Below are 18565 nucleotides of genomic sequence, written 5' to 3' on the forward strand. Positions count from 1 at the left end.
CCGAGTCTGCCCGTTCGGCGGGTCTTTCGGCAGTACCGTCATCCGGCCAGCCCGGTCCGGCGCAGCGGTCCGGTCCGGCTCAGCGGCCCAACCGGTCGAGGACCATGGCGGGCCGGTCGGTGATGATCCCGTCCACGCCGCAGGCCAGGGCCAGGTCCAGTTCGGGGGCGTCGTTGACGGTCCAGACGTAGACCCGGTTGCCCGCCCGGTGCAGGGCCGGGACGAGCTGCGGACGGGTACGGAGCAGCTTGACGCTCGGGCCGGCGATCTGGGCGCCGAACGGCAGCCGCCCCCGGCGCAGCCCGGGAGGCGCGAGATCCAGCAGCAGTACCGTCGACAGTCGGGGCGCCAGCCGGCGGATCTGGCGGACGGCCAGCGGGGAGAAGGACATCACGGTCGCCCGGACCGGATCGTCCGGCCGGGGATCGGCCAGCCCGTGCCGTTCCAGCAGCGCGGTCAGGCGGCGCTCGACCCCGGAACCGTACCGGGTCGGGTGTTTCGTCTCGATCAGCAGCTCGACCTCGCGGTCGGCGGCCCGGACCGCCCGGAGCAGGGCGTCGAGGGTGAGCAGGCGGGTCCGCTCCGGAGCCGGCGGCAGGTCGCCGTCGGGCGCGGCGCCGCTGTGCCACGAACCGTAGTCGAGCCGTTCCAGCTCGGCCAGCGTGTACGCCCCGACCGGCCCCCGACCGTTGCTGGTGCGTTCCAGTCGCCGGTCGTGTACGCAGACCAGGTGCCCGTCCCGGCTCAGCCGTACGTCGCACTCCAACCCGTCCGCGCCCTCGGTCAACGCCTGAAGGTACGCCGCCAGGGTGTGCTCCGGCATCGTCGCCGAGGAGCCCCGGTGTGCGAAGACCAGCGGACGCGTCCGCTGCTCCGGCACCCCATCGCCTCCCGGCCGCTGCGGGGCTGGCAGGCCCGGCTCACTCCTCGCGCTCGGGGTGCTGGTTGGTTGTTCGCGCTGTGGGGCTCGCAGGCTCGGCTCACTCCTCGCGCTCGGGGTGCTGGTTGGTTGTTCGCGCTGCGGGGCTCGCAGGCCCGGCTCACTCCTCGCGCTCACGGTGCTGGTGGCCTTTGCGGTCAGATGATCCGGGCCGGTTGCCCGTCCTCGCTGGCCAGCGGGCGGCCGGAGGCGGCCCACTCCCGCATCCCGCCGTCGAGGTTGCGGACGTTGTCCCAGCCGTTGCTCATCAGATAGCCGACCACCTGGCCGGAGCGGCCGCCGGAGCGGCAGACGACCACCACGTCGCCGTCGGTCGGGATCTCGGACAACCGCGCGGGCACCTCCATCATCGGCAGATGGTGGGCGCCGGGCGCGTGGCCGGCCGTCCACTCGTCCGGCTCCCGTACGTCGAGCAGGTAGGCGTCGGCGGGTACCTCGGCGGCGGTCACGGAGGGAACGTTGGCTGCGAACACGGTTACCAAGGGTAGAGCCTGTCCGGGCCATCGCCGGAATCTACAGCCGGTTGACCCACTTCGGGTGCTGCCGTGCCCAGTTGTCCAGGTCCTCGCCGTGCATCGAGTCGAACAGGGTGTTCGCCGGCTCGTCGAGCAGGACGTACGAGACCTCGTCGATCGTCTCGGCGTGGGACGGGAGCTGGATGCCGCGCAGCGCGTTGGAACGGATCCGGCGCAGGCCGAAGATCAGGTCTTCCAGCGGTATCCCGTTGGTGTCGACGGTGAACGAGGAGCCGACGGCCCGGATCACCTGGTCCAGCCGGAGCGGGTTGCGGAGCATGTCCGTGGTGGTGACTTTGTCCATCATCGCCCGTAGCAGTTGCTGCTGGTGGCGCTGCCGGTCGAAGTCGCCGTTCGGCAGGTCGTACCGCTGGCGGGCGTAGTCGAGTGCCCGCGCTCCGCTCATCTGGTGGCAGCCGGCCTCGAAGACGTGCCGGGTGTGTATCGACCGGACCGGGGTGTCGACGCACATCCGAACCCCGCCCAGCAGGTCGATGGCGCTCTGGAAGCCGGCGAAGTTCACCAGGGCGGCGCCGTCGAAGCGGATTCCGGTGAGCCGGCTCAGGGTCGCGGAGAGCAGCCGGGTGCCGCCCTGGCCACCGCCGCCGTAGTGGAACGCCGAGTTGATTTTGTCGGAGCCGCCCGGCCAGCCGCTGGCCGGCGCGGGCGGGATCTCGACGAGCAGGTCCCGAGGTACCGAGATCAGGTAGGCCCGGTCCAGTCCGGCTGGCAGGTGGGCGATCATGATGGTGTCCGACCGCTGGCCGGTGCCGGGGCTGGCGGTGGGGCGCTCGTCGGAGCCGACCAGCAGGAAGTTGAGCGGGCCGGCGACATCGCCCCGTTCGCCCCGGGCCGCCGGGTCGAGGAGCAGTTGCTTGACCACGCTGTTGTCGTAGCGGTTGGTCAGGAGGTGCAGGCCGGCACCACCGACACCGGAGATCAGCAGCAGGACCAGGCCGAGCCCGAGCGCGACCTTCGCCCAGACCGGCGCGCTGCGCCGGTGCCGTGCCGACCCCTCCGGCTCGCCGGTACGACCGGAGCCGTAGACGCGTCCTGGCTGCCCGGGTTGACCCGGAGCCGCCCGCTTGGGTGTGAACGTGACCCCTCCCCGGACCCGGCTGAGTGAAGCTTCCTCAGCTCAGGCTAGGGGCCCGGTTTGAGCGTCTAGTGGCTTTTGGGATTTTCGCTGGCGCTACCTGCCCGCGCGGCCTACTTGCTCGGTGCCAGCACGCTCGGATTGTTGATGATGAACTCGTCCAGCCTGTCGTTCTTGACCGCCGTGAACATCTCCCGGCTGATCGGCTTGAGGGTCTCCCGACCGTTGCCGTTGCCGGCGAAGTTTCCCCCGTTGGTACGCAGCAGCACCAGGTCGTTGGCGGCCACCCCGCGCAGCGTGAAGATGAAGTTGGCGACCGGGACACCGCCGGTGTCCAGGATCAGCGCCTCGCCGGCCGCCTTCATCAACCGGTTGAGCTTGCCGATGTCGGTCATCACGCCGTTGCTCATGGCCTTCTTGGCCATCGCCTTGATCAGTTGCTGCTGGTTCTGCTGGCGGTCGTAGTCGCCGTGGGTGAGGCCGTAGCGCTGGCGCGAGTAGTCCAGCGCCTCCCAGCCCTCCATCTGCCGGCAGCCCTTCTTGTGTACCACCGGCTTCTTCACGCCGCTGGCCTTGTCGGCCTCGTGGTTCCACATCGGCTCGCCGTCGACCAGCTTCATGTGGTGCGACTTGACCTCCTGCCGAACGCACATCGGGATGGTGCCGAGGGCGTCGATGATCTTCTTGAAGCCGCTGAAGTTGATGATCGCCGCGCCGTCGAAGCTGATCCCGGTCAGCTTGTTCACGGTGAGTGCCATCAGCTGGGCGCCGCCGGCGAGTCCGCCGCCGTTCTGCGCACCGTGGTAGAACGCCTCGGTCGCCTTGGCGGTGCCGCCGCCGTACCTGCTCTTCTTGAACGCCGGCACCTGCACCTCGGTGTCGCGCGGGATGGAGAGCAGGTACGCCTGGTCGTGGGTGGCCGGGATGTGCAGCACGATGATGGTGTCGGCCCGGACGTTGTCGGCGTCCAGCCGGGCCCGCGCGTCGATGCCGAGCAGCAGCAAATCGATCGGGCCCTCGAGGTCCTCGCCGCCCTCGGCGTCGGACTTGCTCGCGGCACCGAGCAGGTTGTCCTGCTGGATGCTGCTGGTGGCCTGGTCGATCGCGACCTGCATGCCGACGATGGCGACCCCGCTGGAGAGCATCAGCACGGCGCCGAAGACCAGTGTGAGGCGGGCCCAGAGCGGTGTCCTGCGCCGGCGGGCGCTCTTGCCACCCTTACCCTTGCCCGTGCCGCTTCTGCCCGTGCCACTGCTGGCCCTGCCGCCGCTGGCCCTGCCGGCGGTGCCGGTCGGCAGATCCGGCCAGTCGTCGAGCGGCGCACCGGCCCCGACCGACGCGGTCGCGCGGGAGGGCGCGACCGCCGAGGCGGGCCGTGGGGGACGTCGGCGGGATTGCACCGGCATGCCTGCTCCAGGTTCAGGGGTGAGGGGCGGGACGCTGTGACATGGTGCGGACACCGGCCAGCCGTCCCGAGTCAACTACGTTACCTGCTCCTGTTCATCTACGGGTGAGCGCGCGGATCGGTTCAACCGCCGTCGGCCGGTGTGGGCGTCGGGGCGACGTTCGCCGCGACCCATTCGTCCATTGTGTCCGCCGCCATCGCGCGGTACATGGCCAGCGCCTTCTCCCGGTTCGACACCACCACCGACTCGCCGTTGATGGTCTCGCTGCCGTTGTGCGGGCTGGTGATGAACCGGAGGTTCTCGCCGCGCAGGTTGCGGAACTGGATCGCCATGTCGACCAGGGAGAAGCCCTTGTCGACGGTGACCGCGCTGGTGACCGACTTGAGGAAGGCGTTCAGTTTGGGTGGGTTGGTCAATGTGCCGGTACTGACCGCCTTATCCATCAACGCCCGTAGGAACTCCTGCTGGTGGCGCATCCGGGCGAAGTCGCCGTCCGGGAACTGCTTGCGCTGCCGGATCCAGTCCAGCGCCTCGGCCCCGTTCATGTGGTTGACGCCCTTTTTGAACTTCCGGTACGGCTTGTGGATCGAGGTGATGTCGCGCTCCACCTTCAGGTCGACCCCGCCCAGCGCGTCGGTGACCTCCTTGAAGCCGGCGAAGTCGATCGCCATCACATGGTCGATCCGGACGTCGGTGAAGCACTCCACGGTGCGTACCGCCAGGGGCAGGCCGCCGAACGCGAACGCCGCGTTGATCTTCCGCCGGTCACCGCTGCCGCACTCCGCCTTGGCGTTCTCCGGGATCGGCACGTAGAGGTCACGGGGTATCGAGACCAGGTACGCCTTGTCGTGGCTGGCCGGGATGTGCATCACGATGATGGTGTCGGCCCGCCACTTGCTGGCCTGGTCGATCGGGGCATCCGGATCCCGGGAGTCGCTGCCGACCAGCAGGATGTTCAACGCACCGCTGACCGACTGCGGCCGGCCGCCGGCCAGCTCGGCGAACGGGTCGGTCCGGGCCAGGTCGTTGTCGAGCCCACGGAGGTAGAGCCAGAGGCCACCGCTGGTGAGCAGGCCCAGTATCAGCACCGCGACGCCGACGACCAGGGCGATCCGACCCCAGCGGGGCCGTGGGCCGCGCCGGCCGGGGGAGCCGGGCAGGGCCGGACCACCGGGCCCGCCGGGACCACCGCCGCCGGGACCGGTCGGTGAACCGTAGTAACGGCCCTGACCTGGTACGCCGGAAACCTGCGCCCGGCCGGAGATCCGGCTCGGATCGGCCGCTTGACCTGGGCCGCCTGGCACCGGGGCCCGACCGGCGGATCCGCCGGCCGTCATCCGGTACGAACCGCCGGTCGCGTTCGGGGGAGGGCTCTCGAACATGCCCTCAGAGTACGTAGCAAAACCAAGAAATCGCTGTGTGCCACGGCCCGGCTGGCGCGAACCCGGTATCCTCCGCTACCCCGCCAACCGCTGGCTGAAGTGGTCGATCGTCCGACGCAGCCCCTCGGTGGGAGTGACCTCCGGCTCGTAGCCGAGCCGCTCCCGGGCGAGCGTGAGATCCGGCCGGCGCATCTCCGGGTCGTCGGCGGTACGAGTGATATAGGTCACCTTGGATCGGCTTCCGGTCAGCTCGGCGATCGTCTCGGCCAGCTCGCGCATCGAGACCTCGTGCTCGGTGCCGCAGTTGATCGGGCCGGTCTCGGTGGAGTCGAGCAGCAGCAGGATGCCACGGACCAGATCGCTGACATAGCAGATGGAGCGGGTCTGCGCGCCGGTTCCGTGCACGGTCAGCGGTTCGCCGCGCAGCGCCTGGGTGATGAAGGTGGGGATGGCCCGCCCGTCGTCCGGCCTCATCCTCGGCCCGTACGTGTTGAAGATGCGGACGATGCCGACGTCGAGCCCGTGGTAGCGGTGGTAGGCCATCGTGCTGGCCTCGGCGAACCGCTTGGCCTCGTCGTAGACGCTGCGTACGCCGATCGGGTTGACGTTGCCCCAGTAGGTCTCGACCTGCGGGTGCACCTGCGGGTCGCCGTACGCCTCGGAGGTGGAGGCCAGGATGAACCGGGCCCGGTCGGCGACGGCGCGGTCGAGCAGGTGCAGGGTGGCCAGGGAGCCGACCCGGAGGATCTCGATCGGCAGCGTCGCGAAGTCGGTGGGGCTGGCCGGTGAGGCCAGGTGCATGATCGCGTCGAACCGCTCGGTCATCGCCGGGTGGTGCCCGGGAAGTCCCTCCGAGACGTCGGCCTCGACCAGGGTGAACCGGGGATGGTCGGCGAGATGGGCGACGTTCTCCTTCGACCCGGTGACGAAGTTGTCCACCGCGACGACCGTGCAACCGCGCGCGATGAGCGCATCGACCAGGTGGGATGGGACGAATCCGGCGCCGCCGGTGACGAGGATCCGGTGTTCCGCTCCGAAACGCTGGGCTACCACCATGAGTCCCAGCCTACCCAGAAAGCTGATCACCGGCTGACCCGAGGGACCGGTCGGCTCGTGCCGGCCGGGAAGAGTGGACGGGGTGGTGCCGGCCACTTCGTGCCCGACACCACCCCGTCCTGCCCACCTGTCCACCGGCGTCCGCCGACGGCGTCGACGGTGCGTCCGGGGTACTGCCGGTCAGTGTGCGCCGGCGCCGGTGAGGGAACGTACCTCCAGTTCGGCGTACTTCTCCTCGTCGGACTCCTTGGAGATGATCGTGCCGATCCAGCCGCAGAGGAAGCCGACCGGGATGGAGATGATGCCCGGGTTCGACAGCGGGAACCAGTGCCAGTCGTAGTCCGGGAACATCGCGGTCGGCGCCCCGGAGACGACCGGAGAGAAGAACACCAACCCGACCGCGCTGATCAGACCGCCGTAGATCGCCCAGACCGCGCCGGAGGTGTTGAACCTCCTCCAGAACAGGCTGTAGAGGATCGCCGGCAGGTTGCCGGAGGCCGCCACCGCGAAGGCCAGGGCCACCAGGAACGCCACGTTCAGGTTCTGCGCGAAGATCGACAGCACGATGGATATCGCGCCGATGACCAGCGCCGCGATCCGGGCGACGTTGACCTCCTGCCGCTCCGACGCCTGGCCGCGCTTGACCACGTTCGCGTAGAAGTCGTGCGCCAGGCTGGACGAGGAGGCGAGGGTGAGCCCGGCGACCACCGCGAGGATGGTGGCGAAGGCCACCGCCGCGATGACAGCCAGCAGGGCCGCCCCGCCGACCTCGCCGCCGAGGAAGTCGACCCCGAGCGCCTGGGCGAGCTGTGGTGCCGCGGTGTTGCCGGCCCCGTCCTGTGCCCTGATCGCCTCCTGGCCCACCAGGGCCGCCGCGCCGAAGCCGAGGGCCAGGGTGAACAGGTAGAAGGTGCCGATGATGCCGATTGCCCAGAGCACGCTCTTCCGGGCCGCCTTCGCGCTCGGCACGGTGTAGAAGCGGATCAGGATGTGCGGCAGGCCGGCGGTGCCGAGCACCAGGGCTATGCCGAGGGAGAGCAGGTCGACCTTGTTGTAGAAGGTCTGTGTCGCGTTTCCGGCGACCTCGACGCCGTAGCGCAGTCCTGGTTCGAGGAACTTGGGACCCTCGCCGGAGGCGTTCGCGGCGTCGCCGAGCAGAGCGGAGAGGTTGAACTTGTAGTGCGCCAGCACCAGGATCGTCATCACCAGGGCGCCGCTCATCAGCAGGAACGCCTTGACGATCTGCACGTAGGTGGTGCCCTTCATGCCACCCACCGTGACGTAGATGATCATGAGGGCGCCGACCATGATGATGGTGGCGATCTTCGCCGCGTCCGCGTCCATGCCGAGGAACGTGGTGCCCGGCCGGATGCCCAGCAGCAGCGCCACCAGCGCGCCCGCGCCGACCATCTGGGCCAGCAGGTAGAAGATCGACACGGTGATCGTGGAGACCGCCGCCGCCGTCCGGACCGGCCGCTGCCGCATCCGGAACGCCAGCACGTCCGCCATCGTGTAGCGGCCCGAGTTCCGCAGCAGCTCCGCCACCAGCAGCAGGGCGACCAGCCAGGCGACCAGGAAGCCGATCGAGTAGAGGAAGCCGTCGTAGCCGTACAGCGCGATGATGCCGGCGATGCCGAGGAACGACGCGGCGGACATGTAGTCGCCGCCGATCGCCATGCCGTTCTGGAAGCCGGAGAACGAGCGGCCGCCGGCGTAGTAGTCGGTCGCCGTCCTGGTCTGTCGGCTGGCCCAGACGGTGATGGCCAGGGTCACCGCGACGAAGACCAGGAAGAGCGTGATGGTCAGGTTGCGGGCGGTGTTGTCGCCCGCCTCCGCGGCCAGGGTGAAACCGGCGAGGACATCTCGACTCATGACGCCTCCTCCTCCTTTCGCTCGTCCGTGACGCCGTTGAGTTCCGCACGGATCCGGTCCGCGATCGGATCCAGCTTCCGCCCGGCGTACCGGGAGTAGAACCAGGCGATCAGGAAGGTGGAGACGAACTGCAACAGGCCGAAGACGAGAGCCACGTTGATGTTGTCGGCGAGCTCGTGGCGCATGAAACCGCGCGCGTACGCGGAGAGGATCACGTAGAGCGCGTACCAGAGGAAGAACGCCACGGTCATCGGAAAGACGAAGCCGCGCAGCGCCTTGCGCAACCCGACGAACTCGTCCGACTGCTGTACAGCGACGTACCGGTCGGCGGGTGCGCTGGCCGGTGCGGGAGTGTCCGTAGACATGCTGGTCTCACCACCTTCGCAGGGGCAGGGGAGTTTCCGCGCACCGTATGGAGCCGCCCGGAGATCGGAAAGCAGTGATCCGAAGCCTGGTCAGCGGCTGCGCCGAACGGGCCGGTGGCTGCGCCGAGTGACCCGGGTCACGCCGCTCGGCGACAGACCCGGTCAGCCGCCAGCGGCCGGAGGACCGCCCGGTCAACCAGCGGCCGGACGACCGGCCCGGTCAGCCAGCGGCTGGACAGGTACGCCCGACCGAGCGTCGCTACTCGGCCAGCTCGCGGTAGCGGCCCCGGTGGTGCAGCAGCGGTGCCGCCGCACCCTCCAGCTCGACCGTCTCGATGGTGGCCTCGACCAGCAGCGCCCAGCCGTACTCCCGGGCACCGTCCAGCCGGCAACCGGCCCAGCCGCCGATCCCAGGCCCGCCCGGCACCGGCCCGTACCCGGTCCGTGTCCACTCGCCGGTGGCGAAGAGCCCGCCCGGGGCCGGAAACAGCCCGGCGAACCGGTCGGCGAGCTGCCGATGTGCCGGGCCGAGCAGCGTCACCGCGAACCGACCGCTGCCGGACGCCGCCGCCCACAGCTCCGACTCCTCGTCGACCAGCCCGAGCAGTCGCCCCGGCTCGCCGTCGGCGACCAGGGTGGACGAGACGGTCAGCCCGGCCGGGTCACCGTCCGACGGTTCGTACGCCGTCCAGAGCGTCACCGGCGCCGGCAGCCGGCCGCGCAGCCGGCGCACCGGGGAGCGGTCCCGCTCCGGGGTGGCGAACGGGTCGGTGTGGTGGATCTGCCCACCCGGCGACTCGGCTCGGTTCACCGCACCATTGTGCCGACCGGTCCGGGGGCGGTGGGCGCACCGGCGCAGTCGACACTCCGCTCCGTCGGCCCCGGTGCGCTCGAAGTCGGCGGCCATCCGGGAAACCCGGACCGCGACCGGAGGGTGTTAGCGGTAGGGATCTCGACGGGAGGGGCGGATGGCCCAGGAGAACGACTTCGAGGAGTTCTACCGGAGCACCCGGCAACGGGTGGTGACAGTGCTCTACGCCCTCGGCGGCAACCTGGCGGATGCCCAGGACGCCACCCAGGAGGCGTACGCCCGGGCCTGGCAGCGGTGGTCCAGGGTGGGTGGGTACCAGGACCCGGAGGCGTGGGTCCGTACGGTCGCGCTGTTGACGGGTCGAGGGCCCGCTCGCCGCGCCGCCGGGCCGCCCCGGCTCAGAGCCGCAGCGACTCCGGGGCGTGCAGCCGCAGCATCGTCGCGGCGACATCGGCCGGCGCCCGCCACCGGGTGGCCCAGGAGACGGTGGCCATCACGGTGAAGGCCAGCGGGACGGTCCAGGCGGCCGGCTGGGCGATCAGCACGGCCGGCCAGCCGGTCAACTCCGGACCGACCACGGTGAACAGCACCGCGCCGACCGCCGCGCCTCCGCCGGCCAGGATCCCGGCCGCCGCCCCGGCGTCGGTCAGGCCACGCCACCAGATGCCGAGCACCAGCAGCGGGCAGAAGCTCGACGCGGCGACCGCGAAGGCCAGCCCGACGACCTGGGAGACGTCCAGCCCGGAGACGTTCAACGCCAGCACCATCGGCACCAGCCCGCCGACGATCGTGGCCAGCCGGAAGTCGCGTACCGAGCCGCGGCCGAGCACGTCCGTGGAGAGCACCCCGGCCACGCTGGTGAGCAGGCCGGAGGAGGTGGAGAGAAAGGCGGCGAACGCCCCGGCGGCGACCAGCGCGGCCAGCAACTGCCCGGTCAGGCCGTCGCCGAGCGCCGCGCCGGGCAGCAGCACCACCACCGCGTCGGTCCGCCCGATCAGCAGCAGGTGCGGGGTGTAGATCCGCCCGAGCACGCCGTACAGGGTGGGGAACAGGTAGAAGGCGCCGACCAGGGCCAGCACCACCAGGGTGGTACGCCGGGCCGCCGCGCCGTCCGGATTGGTGTAGAACCGCACGAGTACGTGTGGCAGCCCCATCGTGCCGAGGAAGGTCGCCAGGATCAGCGAATAGGTGGCGAAGAGTCCTCGGTCGTCGTTGCCGGCCGTGCTCGGCAGCAGCCAGTCCGCCCCTCGGGCGGCGTTCACGCTGGAGACGTCCGGCACCGGGTCACCGGCGGCGAACGACAACTCGTCGCCGGGGCGTACCTCCCGGAAGGAGCCGTCCGGCAGGGTGAGCTTCGCCGGCTCCTCCACCACCACGGTGGTCGCGGCCGGGAAGACCGGACCACCGACCGGGGTCACCGGCGGTCGGGCGTCCGCCTGCCACTGCAACACCAGGAAGATCGCGGGTACGGCCAGCGCGGTGAGCTTCAGCCAGTACTGGAAGGCCTGCACGAAGGTGACCGCCCGCATCCCGCCCAGCGCGACGTTGGCGGTGACCACCGTGCCGACCAGCAGAGCGCCCAACTCGTACGGGCCACCGGCGACCGTGGTCAGGGTCAGCCCGGCGCCCTGCAACTGCGGTACGAGGTAGAGCCAGCCGATGAAGACCACGAAGACGGTGGCCAGTTTGCGCAGCCGTTGCGAGCCGAGCCGGAGCTCGCAGAAGTCGGGCAGGGTGAACGCGCCGGAGCGGCGCAGCGGCGCGGCCACGAAGAGCAGCAGCGCCAGATAGCCGGCGGCGAACCCGACCGGATACCAGAGCACGTCCACGCCGTACTTGAGGATCAGGCCGGCGATGCCGAGGAACGAGGCGGCGGAGAGGTACTCGCCGCCGATCGCCGCCGCGTTCCAGGTCGGGCTGACCATCCGGGACGCCACCAGGAAGTCCGAGGTGGTCCGGGCCAGGGTCAGCCCGTAGAAGCCGATCGCGACCGTGAGCAGGGTGACCCCGATGATCGCCGGCACCGTGTACGGGTTGCCCACCTCACCGCTCCGGTCGCTGCACCACGTCGGTGAAGTCCTGCTCGTTGCGCTCGGCCAGCTGCACGTACGCCCAGCCGATCCCGACCAGGAACGGGAAGGCGGCCACCCCGAGCAGCAGCCAGGGCAGGTTGACCCCGAACAGCTTGGCCGCGCCGACCTCCGGGGCGATCGCGAAGAGCAGTGGCAGCCCGCCGAGCCCGATCCCGACCACCAGCGACAGCCGCAGCGCGAGGGCGAGCTGGGCGCGGATCAACCCCCGGAGCAGGGCCTCGCCGACCTGGGTCTGCTCGGTCAGCTCGGCCCGGGTGCGCTCGGCGCCGGTGCCGCTGCGGACCACCTCGGCCAGTACCACCCGGGTCCGGCGCGGCGGTCCGGGCGGCCCCGGCTCCGGCTGGCGATCGATGGGGACGGCCACCCCGGCAGTCTCACCGCCTGACCGGGAATGTCAAGTCACCATCGCGGTCGCTGCGGACAGATCGGCCGCTTGGCCGGCGGGTGCTCGGCGATGATCCGCCGGGCCTCGATCCGGGCGAGGTTCGTCTCTCGCCAGTCGTCCGCCGGCAGGCCGTCGTCGTACTCGCGGAGTGCGCAGTCGCGCAGGTGGTCCGGCAGCCGGTCGAGCGCCGGCACGGCGTCGGCGGAGAGCTCGGAGAGGTACAGCACGTCGATCCGGCCGGTCCGCTGGTACCGCTCGACGTTGTGCTCGGCGATCAACCGGTCCGGGTTCGCCACCGCCAGCGCGAGCAGCGCGAGCACCGCGGTACCGATCGCCACTGTGGGGAGCCAGCGGGCGGCCAGCCGTACCCCGGCCACCGCGACCAGTACGAAGACCAGTCCCAGCCACGCCTCGCAGACGGCGACCAGCAGTCGGAGCCGGGTCGCGCCGTACGCGTCGGCGTAGACGTCCATCCGGAACAGCGCCGAGGCCACCACCACCAGGCTGAGCATGGTCAGCCCGCCGAGCAGGATCCGGACCAGGGCCCGGTCGAGCCGGCTCTCCCGGGGCGCCCAGCGGGCGGCGGCACCGATCACCAGCAGGGTGAGCACGGAGACGGCGAGGAGTTGCCAGAAGCCGCGCCGGGCGTACTCGGCGTAGCTGAGGCCGGCGGTGCGCAGGACGTGGTCCGAGCCGCCGAAGAGGGTGGTGAGCTGGACCGCCACGAACCCGGCGAAGAGTGCGTCGAGCAGCCCGACCGGGAGTATCCAGTCGACCCGGCGCAGCCGTCGGCTCGGGCCGGACGCCATTCCGGTCAGGTCCGGCGGGGCCGCGAGCACGTACGCCGCACCGAGCAATGCCGTACCGACCGCCGCGAACAGGAACACCCAACGGAGGACGGTGGTACCCGACAATTCCGGAAGCAGTTGGTCCAGCAGACTGGCGAAGGCCGCGTCGGCGGAGGAGAACAGCAGGCCGAAGACGACCAGCAGGCCGACCGAGACCAGGACGCTGACCAGCGTACGGCCGACCGCGAGTCTGCGGCCCGCCCGCGAGGACCGGGCCGTCCCCTTGACCAGCCACGGCACCGACCGGATCACGGCCGCCGGTGGCACCAGGGCGGAGAGCAGCATCGCGCGTACCGACCGGCCGTCCGCGAGGGTCAGCGTCGCGGTGACCGCCGAGGTGAGCAGGCAGAGTACGAACAGCCAGCCCGCCGCCCGGATGGTGCCGACGCCGAGCAGCGCGACGGTCGTGGCGGCCCAGAACGGCCGTACCCCGCCGATCCGCCGCCATCCACCGACCGGCTGGCTCGCCGCCGTCGTTGCCGGCTGGCTCGCCGCCGTCGTCGGCCGGTCCGCTGGCGTTGCTGGCCGGTCCGCCGTCGTTGTCGGGCGGGCGTTGCCGGAGGTGTCCACCGGACGCGCGGTGGGCCAGGCGGCGGTGACCAGCGCCGCCGCTCCGGCGACTCCGGCGAGCAGCCAGCCGAGACCGGGCCGGGTCAGCGGAAGGCTCACCGCGGCGACCGCTGCCGCCGTGCCGATCCCGACCAGTACCGGCTGGGTCGGACCACCGGCCGGTCCGGGCCAGCGGGTCGCGATCCAGGACGGCGGGGGCGGTGGTGGCACCCAGGGTGGCGCTGCCGGGGCAGCGGGCGCGGATACGCCCGACGGCGGGGCTGGGGTAGGTGCCGGTGTGGGTGGGGTACCGGCGCCGGTTGTCGACCGCTGCCCTGGTGCCGGGGCGTTCGGGTGCCGTGGTGCCGGTGCGTCAACGGGTTTGCTCGGCCGGTCGTCCATCGTCGGTTCCGCCTCGTTCGTCGGTTCGGCCTCGTTCCTCGGTTCCGCCGCCTCGCTCACCGCTGCTCCACCAGTACGGCGGAGTGGTCCCCGGCGGACGACGGCGGCACCACCGGCAGACTCACCTCGATCCGACAGCCGACCGGGTGGCTCGCCCGGCCGGTGGGACCGGGCCCGACCAGGGGACGGTCGGCGACGGCGATGGTGCCGCCGTGCAACTCCACCACCCAGTGCGCGATCGCGAGGCCGAGCCCGGTGCCGCCGTCGCTGGCCCGTTCACCCCGGGTGAAGCGTTCGAACACCTCCGGCCGGAGCCGAGCCGGAATGCCCTCGCCCTCGTCGGTCACCTCGAACCGCAGTTCGTCACCGATCCGCTGCGCGGCGACCAGCACGGTGCCGCCGGGTGGACTGTGTCGGGCGGCGTTGTCCAGCAGGTTGGCGAAGACCTGGTGCAGCCGTCGGGGATCCGCCTGCACGGTGAGCGCCCCGGACTGCGGGCGTACCTCGAACCGGACGTCGCGCCCGGCTCCGGCCGCGGTGATGGTGGCCTGTTGGATCACCTCGTCCAGGAACTCGGCCACGTCGACGTTCTCCCGGCGCAGCGGCAGCACCCCGGCGTCCAGCCGGGACAGGTCGAGCAGGTCGGCGACGAGGTGACCGAGCCGCTCGGTCTGGGCCAGCGCGACCCGCAGCGTCGGCAGGTCCGGCTCCGCCACCCCGTCCACGATGTTCTCCAGTACGCCCTGTAGTGCGGTGATCGGGGTACGGAGCTCGTGCGACACGTTCGCGATCAGCTCCCGGCGGCGCCGGTCGGCCTCGGCCAGGTCTCCGGCCATCTGGTTGAAGGCGGCGGCCAGCGTGCCGACCTCGTCCCGGGAACTGGCCCGGACCTGCCGGGTGTAGTCGCCCCGGGCCATTGCCCGGGCCGCCGCCGTCATTTCCCGCAGCGGGGAGGTCATGCCGTGGGCCAGCACCTGTGAGGTGAGCAGGGCCAGCCCGATGGCGGTCCCGGTGGTCCAGGGCGGCAGCCAGCCGATGCCGATGATGAAGACGGTCATCCCGGCGGCACCCGAACCGACGATCAGGATGCCGAGCTTCAACTTGATCGACCAGATCGGGTCGAGCGGTCGCGGCAGTACGTCCATCGTCCGGTTCACGGTGGCCCAGAACCTGGTCATGGCCGCACCTCCAACGCGTAGCCGACTCCGTGCACGGTGCGGATCAGATCGGCGCCGAGCTTCCGGCGCAGCGCCTTGACGTGGCTGTCGACGGTGCGGGTACCCGAGCTGTCGGCCCAGCCCCAGACGTCGGCGAGAAGCCGTTCCCGGGGCAGCACCATCCGGGGCCGGCTGGCGAAGTGCGTCAGCAGGTCGAACTCGGTCGGGGTCAGGTGCGCCTCGACCCCGTCGCGGCGCACCCGCCGCTCGGCCTGGTTGATTTCGAGGTCCCCGATCCGGAGGATCCCGGCGCCGTTGCGGGCCGCGGCCGCGGCCCGGTCGACCCGGCGCAGCAGGGCGTGCACCCGGGCGGCGAGTTCGCGTAGCGAGAAGGGCTTGGTGAGGTAGTCGTCGGCCCCGACGGCGAGCCCGACCAGCAGGTCCGTCTCGTCGTCCCGGGCCGTCAGCATCAGTACCGGGACCGGCCGGTCGGCCTGGATCCGCCGGCACACCTCCAGGCCGTCGAAGCCGGGCAGCATCACGTCGAGGACGACCAGTTCGGGTCGGCCGCTTCGGAACGCGTCGACGGCACCGGGTCCGTCCCGGGCGATCTCCACCTCGAAGCCCTCGGCACGCAGTCGGGCGCCCACCGACTCGGCGATGGTGCGCTCGTCCTCCACGACCAGGATCCGGCGTTGCGTCATCCCATGACTGTAGGAAGTCGGGGTGCGCGAACCTGGTTCACGTTGTGAACAACCTGTGCAGAACCGCGCCGTTCGGGGTGCGGCCGTCGGACCGGCGGGGGTCGGGTGTCAGCGGTCCAGATCGGCGCTGGTCAGCAGGCTGTTCAACCGGAGTAGCGCCGCCACCTCCGGTGCCACCGAGGCGACCAGGCACGCCGTACCGAGGACGGCGGCGCCGCGCAGGGCGGCGATCTCGTGCAGGGCGCGTGCCTGGGCGCCGCTGGCCACCCAGTCGTCGACCACCAGCACCCGGTCGCCGGGTCCCAGGTGCCGGTCCCGTACCCCGAGGGCGAACCTGCGGCCCCGGTAGTCGGTGGCGGTCCAGGCCCAGGTGGTCGGCTCGGCGATCCGCCGCTCGCCGGTGCTCTTGTACGCCGGGACGAAGCCGGCGCCGAGCGCGGTCGCGACCAGCGGCCCGAGCAGCAGGCCGGTGACCTCGGGCGCGACCACGACGGTGGGTGGGTCCGCCCGGTACGGCTCGGCGAGGGCCGGGCCGAGTCCGGCGAGGACGACCGGGTCCCGCCACCAGCCGGAGACGTCGCTGACCAGGTGCGTGCTCTCCGGTCCCGGGTCGGTCCACCGGAACGCCTCGACCAGCCGCCTGCTCAGCTCCGACCGCACGTGGACCATCTTGCGGCATGCCCCGTCCCGTCCGGGTACGGGCACGTCCGACCCAGTCGGGATCGGATGATCGGCTACACGTTCCACCACATAACCGGGCGAAAGCAGATGATCACGTTGACTTCCGAAGTACCACCCTCGTTACGGTCCGACCCGATCTCTGTTGTTCCTGGGAGAGGACGTGGCGGTGGCGGGGAAGCATGCCAGAGTTCGGATCCTGCGCTGGCGGACCGGCGCGGTCGCGGCCGGCGCGGTCGCGGTGGCGCTGGTCGGCGCGGGCGCGGCCGGCGTGGTGAGGCTCGGTGCGGAGCCCGCCGCCAACTCCGGCTCGGTGCCGGCGCTGGTCGAGTCGACCACCCCGGCCGCCCCGAGCGGGCCGGTGACGGCGTCGCCCACCCCGGAAGCGGTCACGCCCACGCCGACCCGGTCGCCCGGGCGCGCCTCGCGGGCCAGCTCCCGCCCGTCGCCGAGGCAGACCCGGACCGGTGCCGCGGAGAAGCCCGCCACCAAGCGGCCGGCGACCAGCCCGACGAGCCGGGTGGTGCGCAGCGGCTCGTGCGGCGCCTCCTACTACGACCAGGGGCAGGTGACCGCGAACGGCGAGGCCTTCAACCCGGACGCGCTGACCGCCGCGCACAAGACCCTGCCGTTCAACACCCGGGTCCGGGTGACGAACCCGGGCAACGACAAATCGGTGGTGGTCCGGATCAACGACCGGGGACCGTTCATCGAGGGGCGTTGCATCGACCTGTCCCGGGCCGCGTTCGCCGCGATCGCCTCGCTGAGCGTCGGCGCCATGGACGTGCGGTACGAGGTCCTCGGCTGATTCCGGGGCTCCTCACCTGCGCGGCCAGCCGACCGGGCGAGGGGCGGATGTCCCGCCGGCACCAGCGGTGCGACGGCTTGGCGACCGGGGCCGGCGCGTGACCTGAGGAAGGTGTTCGGAGAATGTTCGTTCGACGTGCAACGGCTGGCTGACCCGCCGACAAGATCCAGCGGATCCGGAGCGGTGGAATGCGCCAGGTGGCCAGAACCCGATCGGACGAGGAGCCAACTTCGTACAATCGCGGTCGTCGATCAGGCATGCTGTTCCGCGTACCCATGCGACTGATGCCACCGGGCCGTCGCCCGCTGAGCCAAGGTTCCCGCGCCGGTCTCGGCGCGGCCCTCGGGCTGCTCGCGCTCGTCTCGGTGGTCGAGTTCGCGGACGATTCCAAGGTCAACTATGTGGGGCTGGTCGCGGCTGCCCCGTTCCTGGCCGCCGCGTTCGCCTCCTGGCGGGTGGTACTCGCGGTCGGCGTGATCGCCACCGTGCTGGCCGGCTCGCTGGCCTGGGGTGGCCGGGTCGTGCCGCTGGCCAGCACGGTGAACCTGGTCGGCGTGGTACTGGCGACGGCGATCGCGGCACTGTTCGCGGTGATCCGGCAGCGGCAGGCGGAGCGGATCGCCGAGTTGTCCAAGCTCGCCTCCGTGGCACAGCAGGCGGTGCTGCGCCCGGTCGGCCCGCAGGTCGGCAGCCTGGCGGTGGCCGGGCACTACATCTCGTCGACCGCCGCCGCCGACATCGGCGGTGACCTCTACGAGGCGATCGACACCCCGTACGGGGTGCGGATCATCATCGGCGACGTCCGGGGCAAGGGATTGGACGCGGTCCGGCTGGCCAGCATCGTGCTCGGCTCGTACCGGCACGTGGCGTACGAGCGGGCCGACCTGCGGGCCATCGTGGCCGACCTGGACCGGGCGGTGGCCCGCAACGTCGGCGACGAGGACTTCGTCACCGCCGCCCTGGTCGAGGAGCGCGGCGGCACGCTCACCATCGTCAACTGCGGTCATCCGGCTCCCCTGCTGCTCCGTCGCGGTGAGGTGATCCCGATGGAGCCGCCGGCGCCAGCCCCGCCGCTCGGGTTCATGCCGGTGGTCCGGCCCCGGGTCGAACGGCTCGAACCGGGCGACCGGCTGCTGCTCTTCACCGATGGGCTCGGCGAGGCACGCCGGGACGGCGAGTTCTTCCCGACCGTGGACCGGGCCTGGCGGCTGCTCGGGCACGGTACGGTCGCCGACGGGCTCGCCTCGCTGGAGACGGCCCTGGTCGAGTGGGTACGCGGCCGACTCGACGACGACATCGCGCTGGTGCTGATGGAGTACCCGGGTCCGCACTCGGCAACCGCGTCGACGGTGCCGAGCTGGGAGGTCGGCGCCGCCGACGGCTGACCGCCGGGCCGGTGCGACCGCATGCGGATGAGATCAACCCCGCTCCGGGGGTGTCGCTGTGGTGCGGGTCACTCGCGCTGGTGCTCCACCCGACACTTACCCATGAGTAATAT

General features: G+C 71.4%; 16 protein-coding genes and 2 pseudogenes. 3 read left to right on the plus strand and 15 right to left on the minus strand.

Translation table 11 applies throughout. The annotated features are described in order from the left end of the window. Nucleotides 1-79: 79 nt before the first annotated feature. From ABNF97_RS04680 to ABNF97_RS04720, 9 genes and pseudogenes are all read right to left on the minus strand, one after another. Nucleotides 80-880, minus strand: coding sequence for a glycerophosphodiester phosphodiesterase (locus tag ABNF97_RS04680; protein ID WP_349337756.1), 801 nt, complete (start codon nucleotides 878-880; stop codon nucleotides 80-82). 197 nt (nucleotides 881-1077) lie between these two features. Continuing rightward, nucleotides 1078-1413, minus strand: a complete 336-nt coding sequence (locus ABNF97_RS04685) for a rhodanese-like domain-containing protein (RefSeq protein WP_130461350.1) — start codon at nucleotides 1411-1413, stop codon at nucleotides 1078-1080. Nucleotides 1414-1453: 40 nt separating this feature from the next. After that, nucleotides 1454-2338 (minus strand): LCP family protein, encoded by an 885-nt coding sequence (locus ABNF97_RS04690; protein ID WP_130461351.1) that lies wholly within the window; start codon nucleotides 2336-2338, stop codon nucleotides 1454-1456. A gap of 326 nt (nucleotides 2339-2664) precedes the next feature. Further along, on the minus strand, nucleotides 2665-3957 hold the full coding sequence (locus tag ABNF97_RS04695; protein WP_349337757.1) for an LCP family protein: 1293 nt from the start codon (nucleotides 3955-3957) through the stop codon (nucleotides 2665-2667). 122 nt (nucleotides 3958-4079) lie between these two features. After that, nucleotides 4080-5339: an LCP family glycopolymer transferase gene (locus tag ABNF97_RS04700; RefSeq protein WP_130461353.1), complete on the minus strand. Its 1260-nt coding sequence runs from the start codon at nucleotides 5337-5339 to the stop codon at nucleotides 4080-4082. Between the two features lie 75 nt (nucleotides 5340-5414). Continuing rightward, complete coding sequence (locus ABNF97_RS04705; RefSeq protein WP_130461354.1) at nucleotides 5415-6395, minus strand: GDP-mannose 4,6-dehydratase; 981 nt, start codon at nucleotides 6393-6395, stop codon at nucleotides 5415-5417. A gap of 180 nt (nucleotides 6396-6575) precedes the next feature. Next, the gene (locus ABNF97_RS04710; protein ID WP_130461355.1) at nucleotides 6576-8267 is read right to left on the minus strand and encodes a monocarboxylic acid transporter; all 1692 of its coding nucleotides are present in this window, start codon (nucleotides 8265-8267) and stop codon (nucleotides 6576-6578) included. Continuing rightward, nucleotides 8264-8632: a DUF485 domain-containing protein gene (locus ABNF97_RS04715; RefSeq protein WP_130461356.1), complete on the minus strand. Its 369-nt coding sequence runs from the start codon at nucleotides 8630-8632 to the stop codon at nucleotides 8264-8266. The genes ABNF97_RS04710 and ABNF97_RS04715 overlap by 4 nt, the downstream gene beginning before the upstream one ends. A gap of 259 nt (nucleotides 8633-8891) precedes the next feature. Then, nucleotides 8892-9425 (minus strand): annotated as a pseudogene (locus tag ABNF97_RS04720) (flavin reductase family protein); the annotation flags it as partial. 175 nt (nucleotides 9426-9600) lie between these two features. Here ABNF97_RS04720 and ABNF97_RS04725 point away from each other — a divergent pair. Next, nucleotides 9601-9793 (plus strand): annotated as a pseudogene (locus tag ABNF97_RS04725) (sigma factor); the annotation flags it as partial. Nucleotides 9794-9841: 48 nt separating this feature from the next. On the opposite strand, the gene ABNF97_RS04730 reads toward ABNF97_RS04725, so the two are convergent. The 6 genes from ABNF97_RS04730 to ABNF97_RS04755 form a co-directional block, all read right to left on the minus strand. Beyond that, on the minus strand, nucleotides 9842-11485 hold the full coding sequence (locus tag ABNF97_RS04730) for a sodium:solute symporter family transporter (RefSeq protein ID WP_130461359.1): 1644 nt from the start codon (nucleotides 11483-11485) through the stop codon (nucleotides 9842-9844). Nucleotide 11486: 1 nt separating this feature from the next. Further along, the gene (locus ABNF97_RS04735) at nucleotides 11487-11900 is read right to left on the minus strand and encodes a hypothetical protein (RefSeq protein ID WP_207230434.1); all 414 of its coding nucleotides are present in this window, start codon (nucleotides 11898-11900) and stop codon (nucleotides 11487-11489) included. 35 nt (nucleotides 11901-11935) lie between these two features. Continuing rightward, the gene (locus ABNF97_RS04740) at nucleotides 11936-13549 is read right to left on the minus strand and encodes a DUF4153 domain-containing protein (RefSeq protein ID WP_349337759.1); all 1614 of its coding nucleotides are present in this window, start codon (nucleotides 13547-13549) and stop codon (nucleotides 11936-11938) included. Between the two features lie 227 nt (nucleotides 13550-13776). Then, nucleotides 13777-14898, minus strand: a complete 1122-nt coding sequence (locus ABNF97_RS04745; protein ID WP_165436623.1) for an ATP-binding protein — start codon at nucleotides 14896-14898, stop codon at nucleotides 13777-13779. Beyond that, nucleotides 14895-15581: a response regulator gene (locus tag ABNF97_RS04750; RefSeq protein WP_130461360.1), complete on the minus strand. Its 687-nt coding sequence runs from the start codon at nucleotides 15579-15581 to the stop codon at nucleotides 14895-14897. Before ABNF97_RS04750 ends, ABNF97_RS04745 begins: the two co-directional genes overlap by 4 nt. Before the next feature lie 108 nt (nucleotides 15582-15689). Then, nucleotides 15690-16241 carry a phosphoribosyltransferase family protein gene (locus ABNF97_RS04755; RefSeq protein WP_349337760.1) on the minus strand — a complete coding sequence of 184 codons (552 nt, stop codon included), beginning with the start codon at nucleotides 16239-16241 and terminating at the stop codon, nucleotides 15690-15692. Nucleotides 16242-16428: 187 nt separating this feature from the next. On the opposite strand from ABNF97_RS04755, the gene ABNF97_RS04760 reads away from it, so the two are divergent. Together ABNF97_RS04760 and ABNF97_RS04765 are read left to right on the plus strand one after the other, a co-directional pair. Beyond that, a complete protein-coding gene (locus tag ABNF97_RS04760) occupies nucleotides 16429-17067 on the plus strand; it encodes a septal ring lytic transglycosylase RlpA family protein (protein ID WP_130461362.1) in 639 nt (212 codons plus the stop codon). Nucleotides 17068-17324: 257 nt separating this feature from the next. Beyond that, nucleotides 17325-18452 (plus strand): SpoIIE family protein phosphatase, encoded by a 1128-nt coding sequence (locus ABNF97_RS04765; RefSeq protein WP_130461363.1) that lies wholly within the window; start codon nucleotides 17325-17327, stop codon nucleotides 18450-18452. Nucleotides 18453-18565: the final 113 nt, after the last annotated feature.

Source organism: Plantactinospora sp. B6F1 (assembly GCF_040120695.1).
In the GTDB taxonomy this organism is placed as follows: domain Bacteria; phylum Actinomycetota; class Actinomycetes; order Mycobacteriales; family Micromonosporaceae; genus Plantactinospora.

What these genes read in the sequence shown, in the direction of transcription:
- ABNF97_RS04715 (WP_130461356.1), bottom strand. Translation starts at nt 8,632, where the DNA reads ATGTCTACGGACACTCCCGCACCGGCCAGCGCACCCGCCGACCGGTAC.
- ABNF97_RS04695 (WP_349337757.1), bottom strand. Translation starts at nt 3,957, where the DNA reads ATGCCGGTGCAATCCCGCCGACGTCCCCCACGGCCCGCCTCGGCGGTC.
- ABNF97_RS04710 (WP_130461355.1), bottom strand. Translation starts at nt 8,267, where the DNA reads ATGAGTCGAGATGTCCTCGCCGGTTTCACCCTGGCCGCGGAGGCGGGC.
- ABNF97_RS04765 (WP_130461363.1), top strand. Translation starts at nt 17,325, where the DNA reads ATGCTGTTCCGCGTACCCATGCGACTGATGCCACCGGGCCGTCGCCCG.
- ABNF97_RS04705 (WP_130461354.1), bottom strand. Translation starts at nt 6,395, where the DNA reads ATGGTGGTAGCCCAGCGTTTCGGAGCGGAACACCGGATCCTCGTCACC.
- ABNF97_RS04700 (WP_130461353.1), bottom strand. Translation starts at nt 5,339, where the DNA reads ATGTTCGAGAGCCCTCCCCCGAACGCGACCGGCGGTTCGTACCGGATG.
- ABNF97_RS04750 (WP_130461360.1), bottom strand. Translation starts at nt 15,581, where the DNA reads ATGACGCAACGCCGGATCCTGGTCGTGGAGGACGAGCGCACCATCGCC.
- ABNF97_RS04745 (WP_165436623.1), bottom strand. Translation starts at nt 14,898, where the DNA reads ATGACCAGGTTCTGGGCCACCGTGAACCGGACGATGGACGTACTGCCG.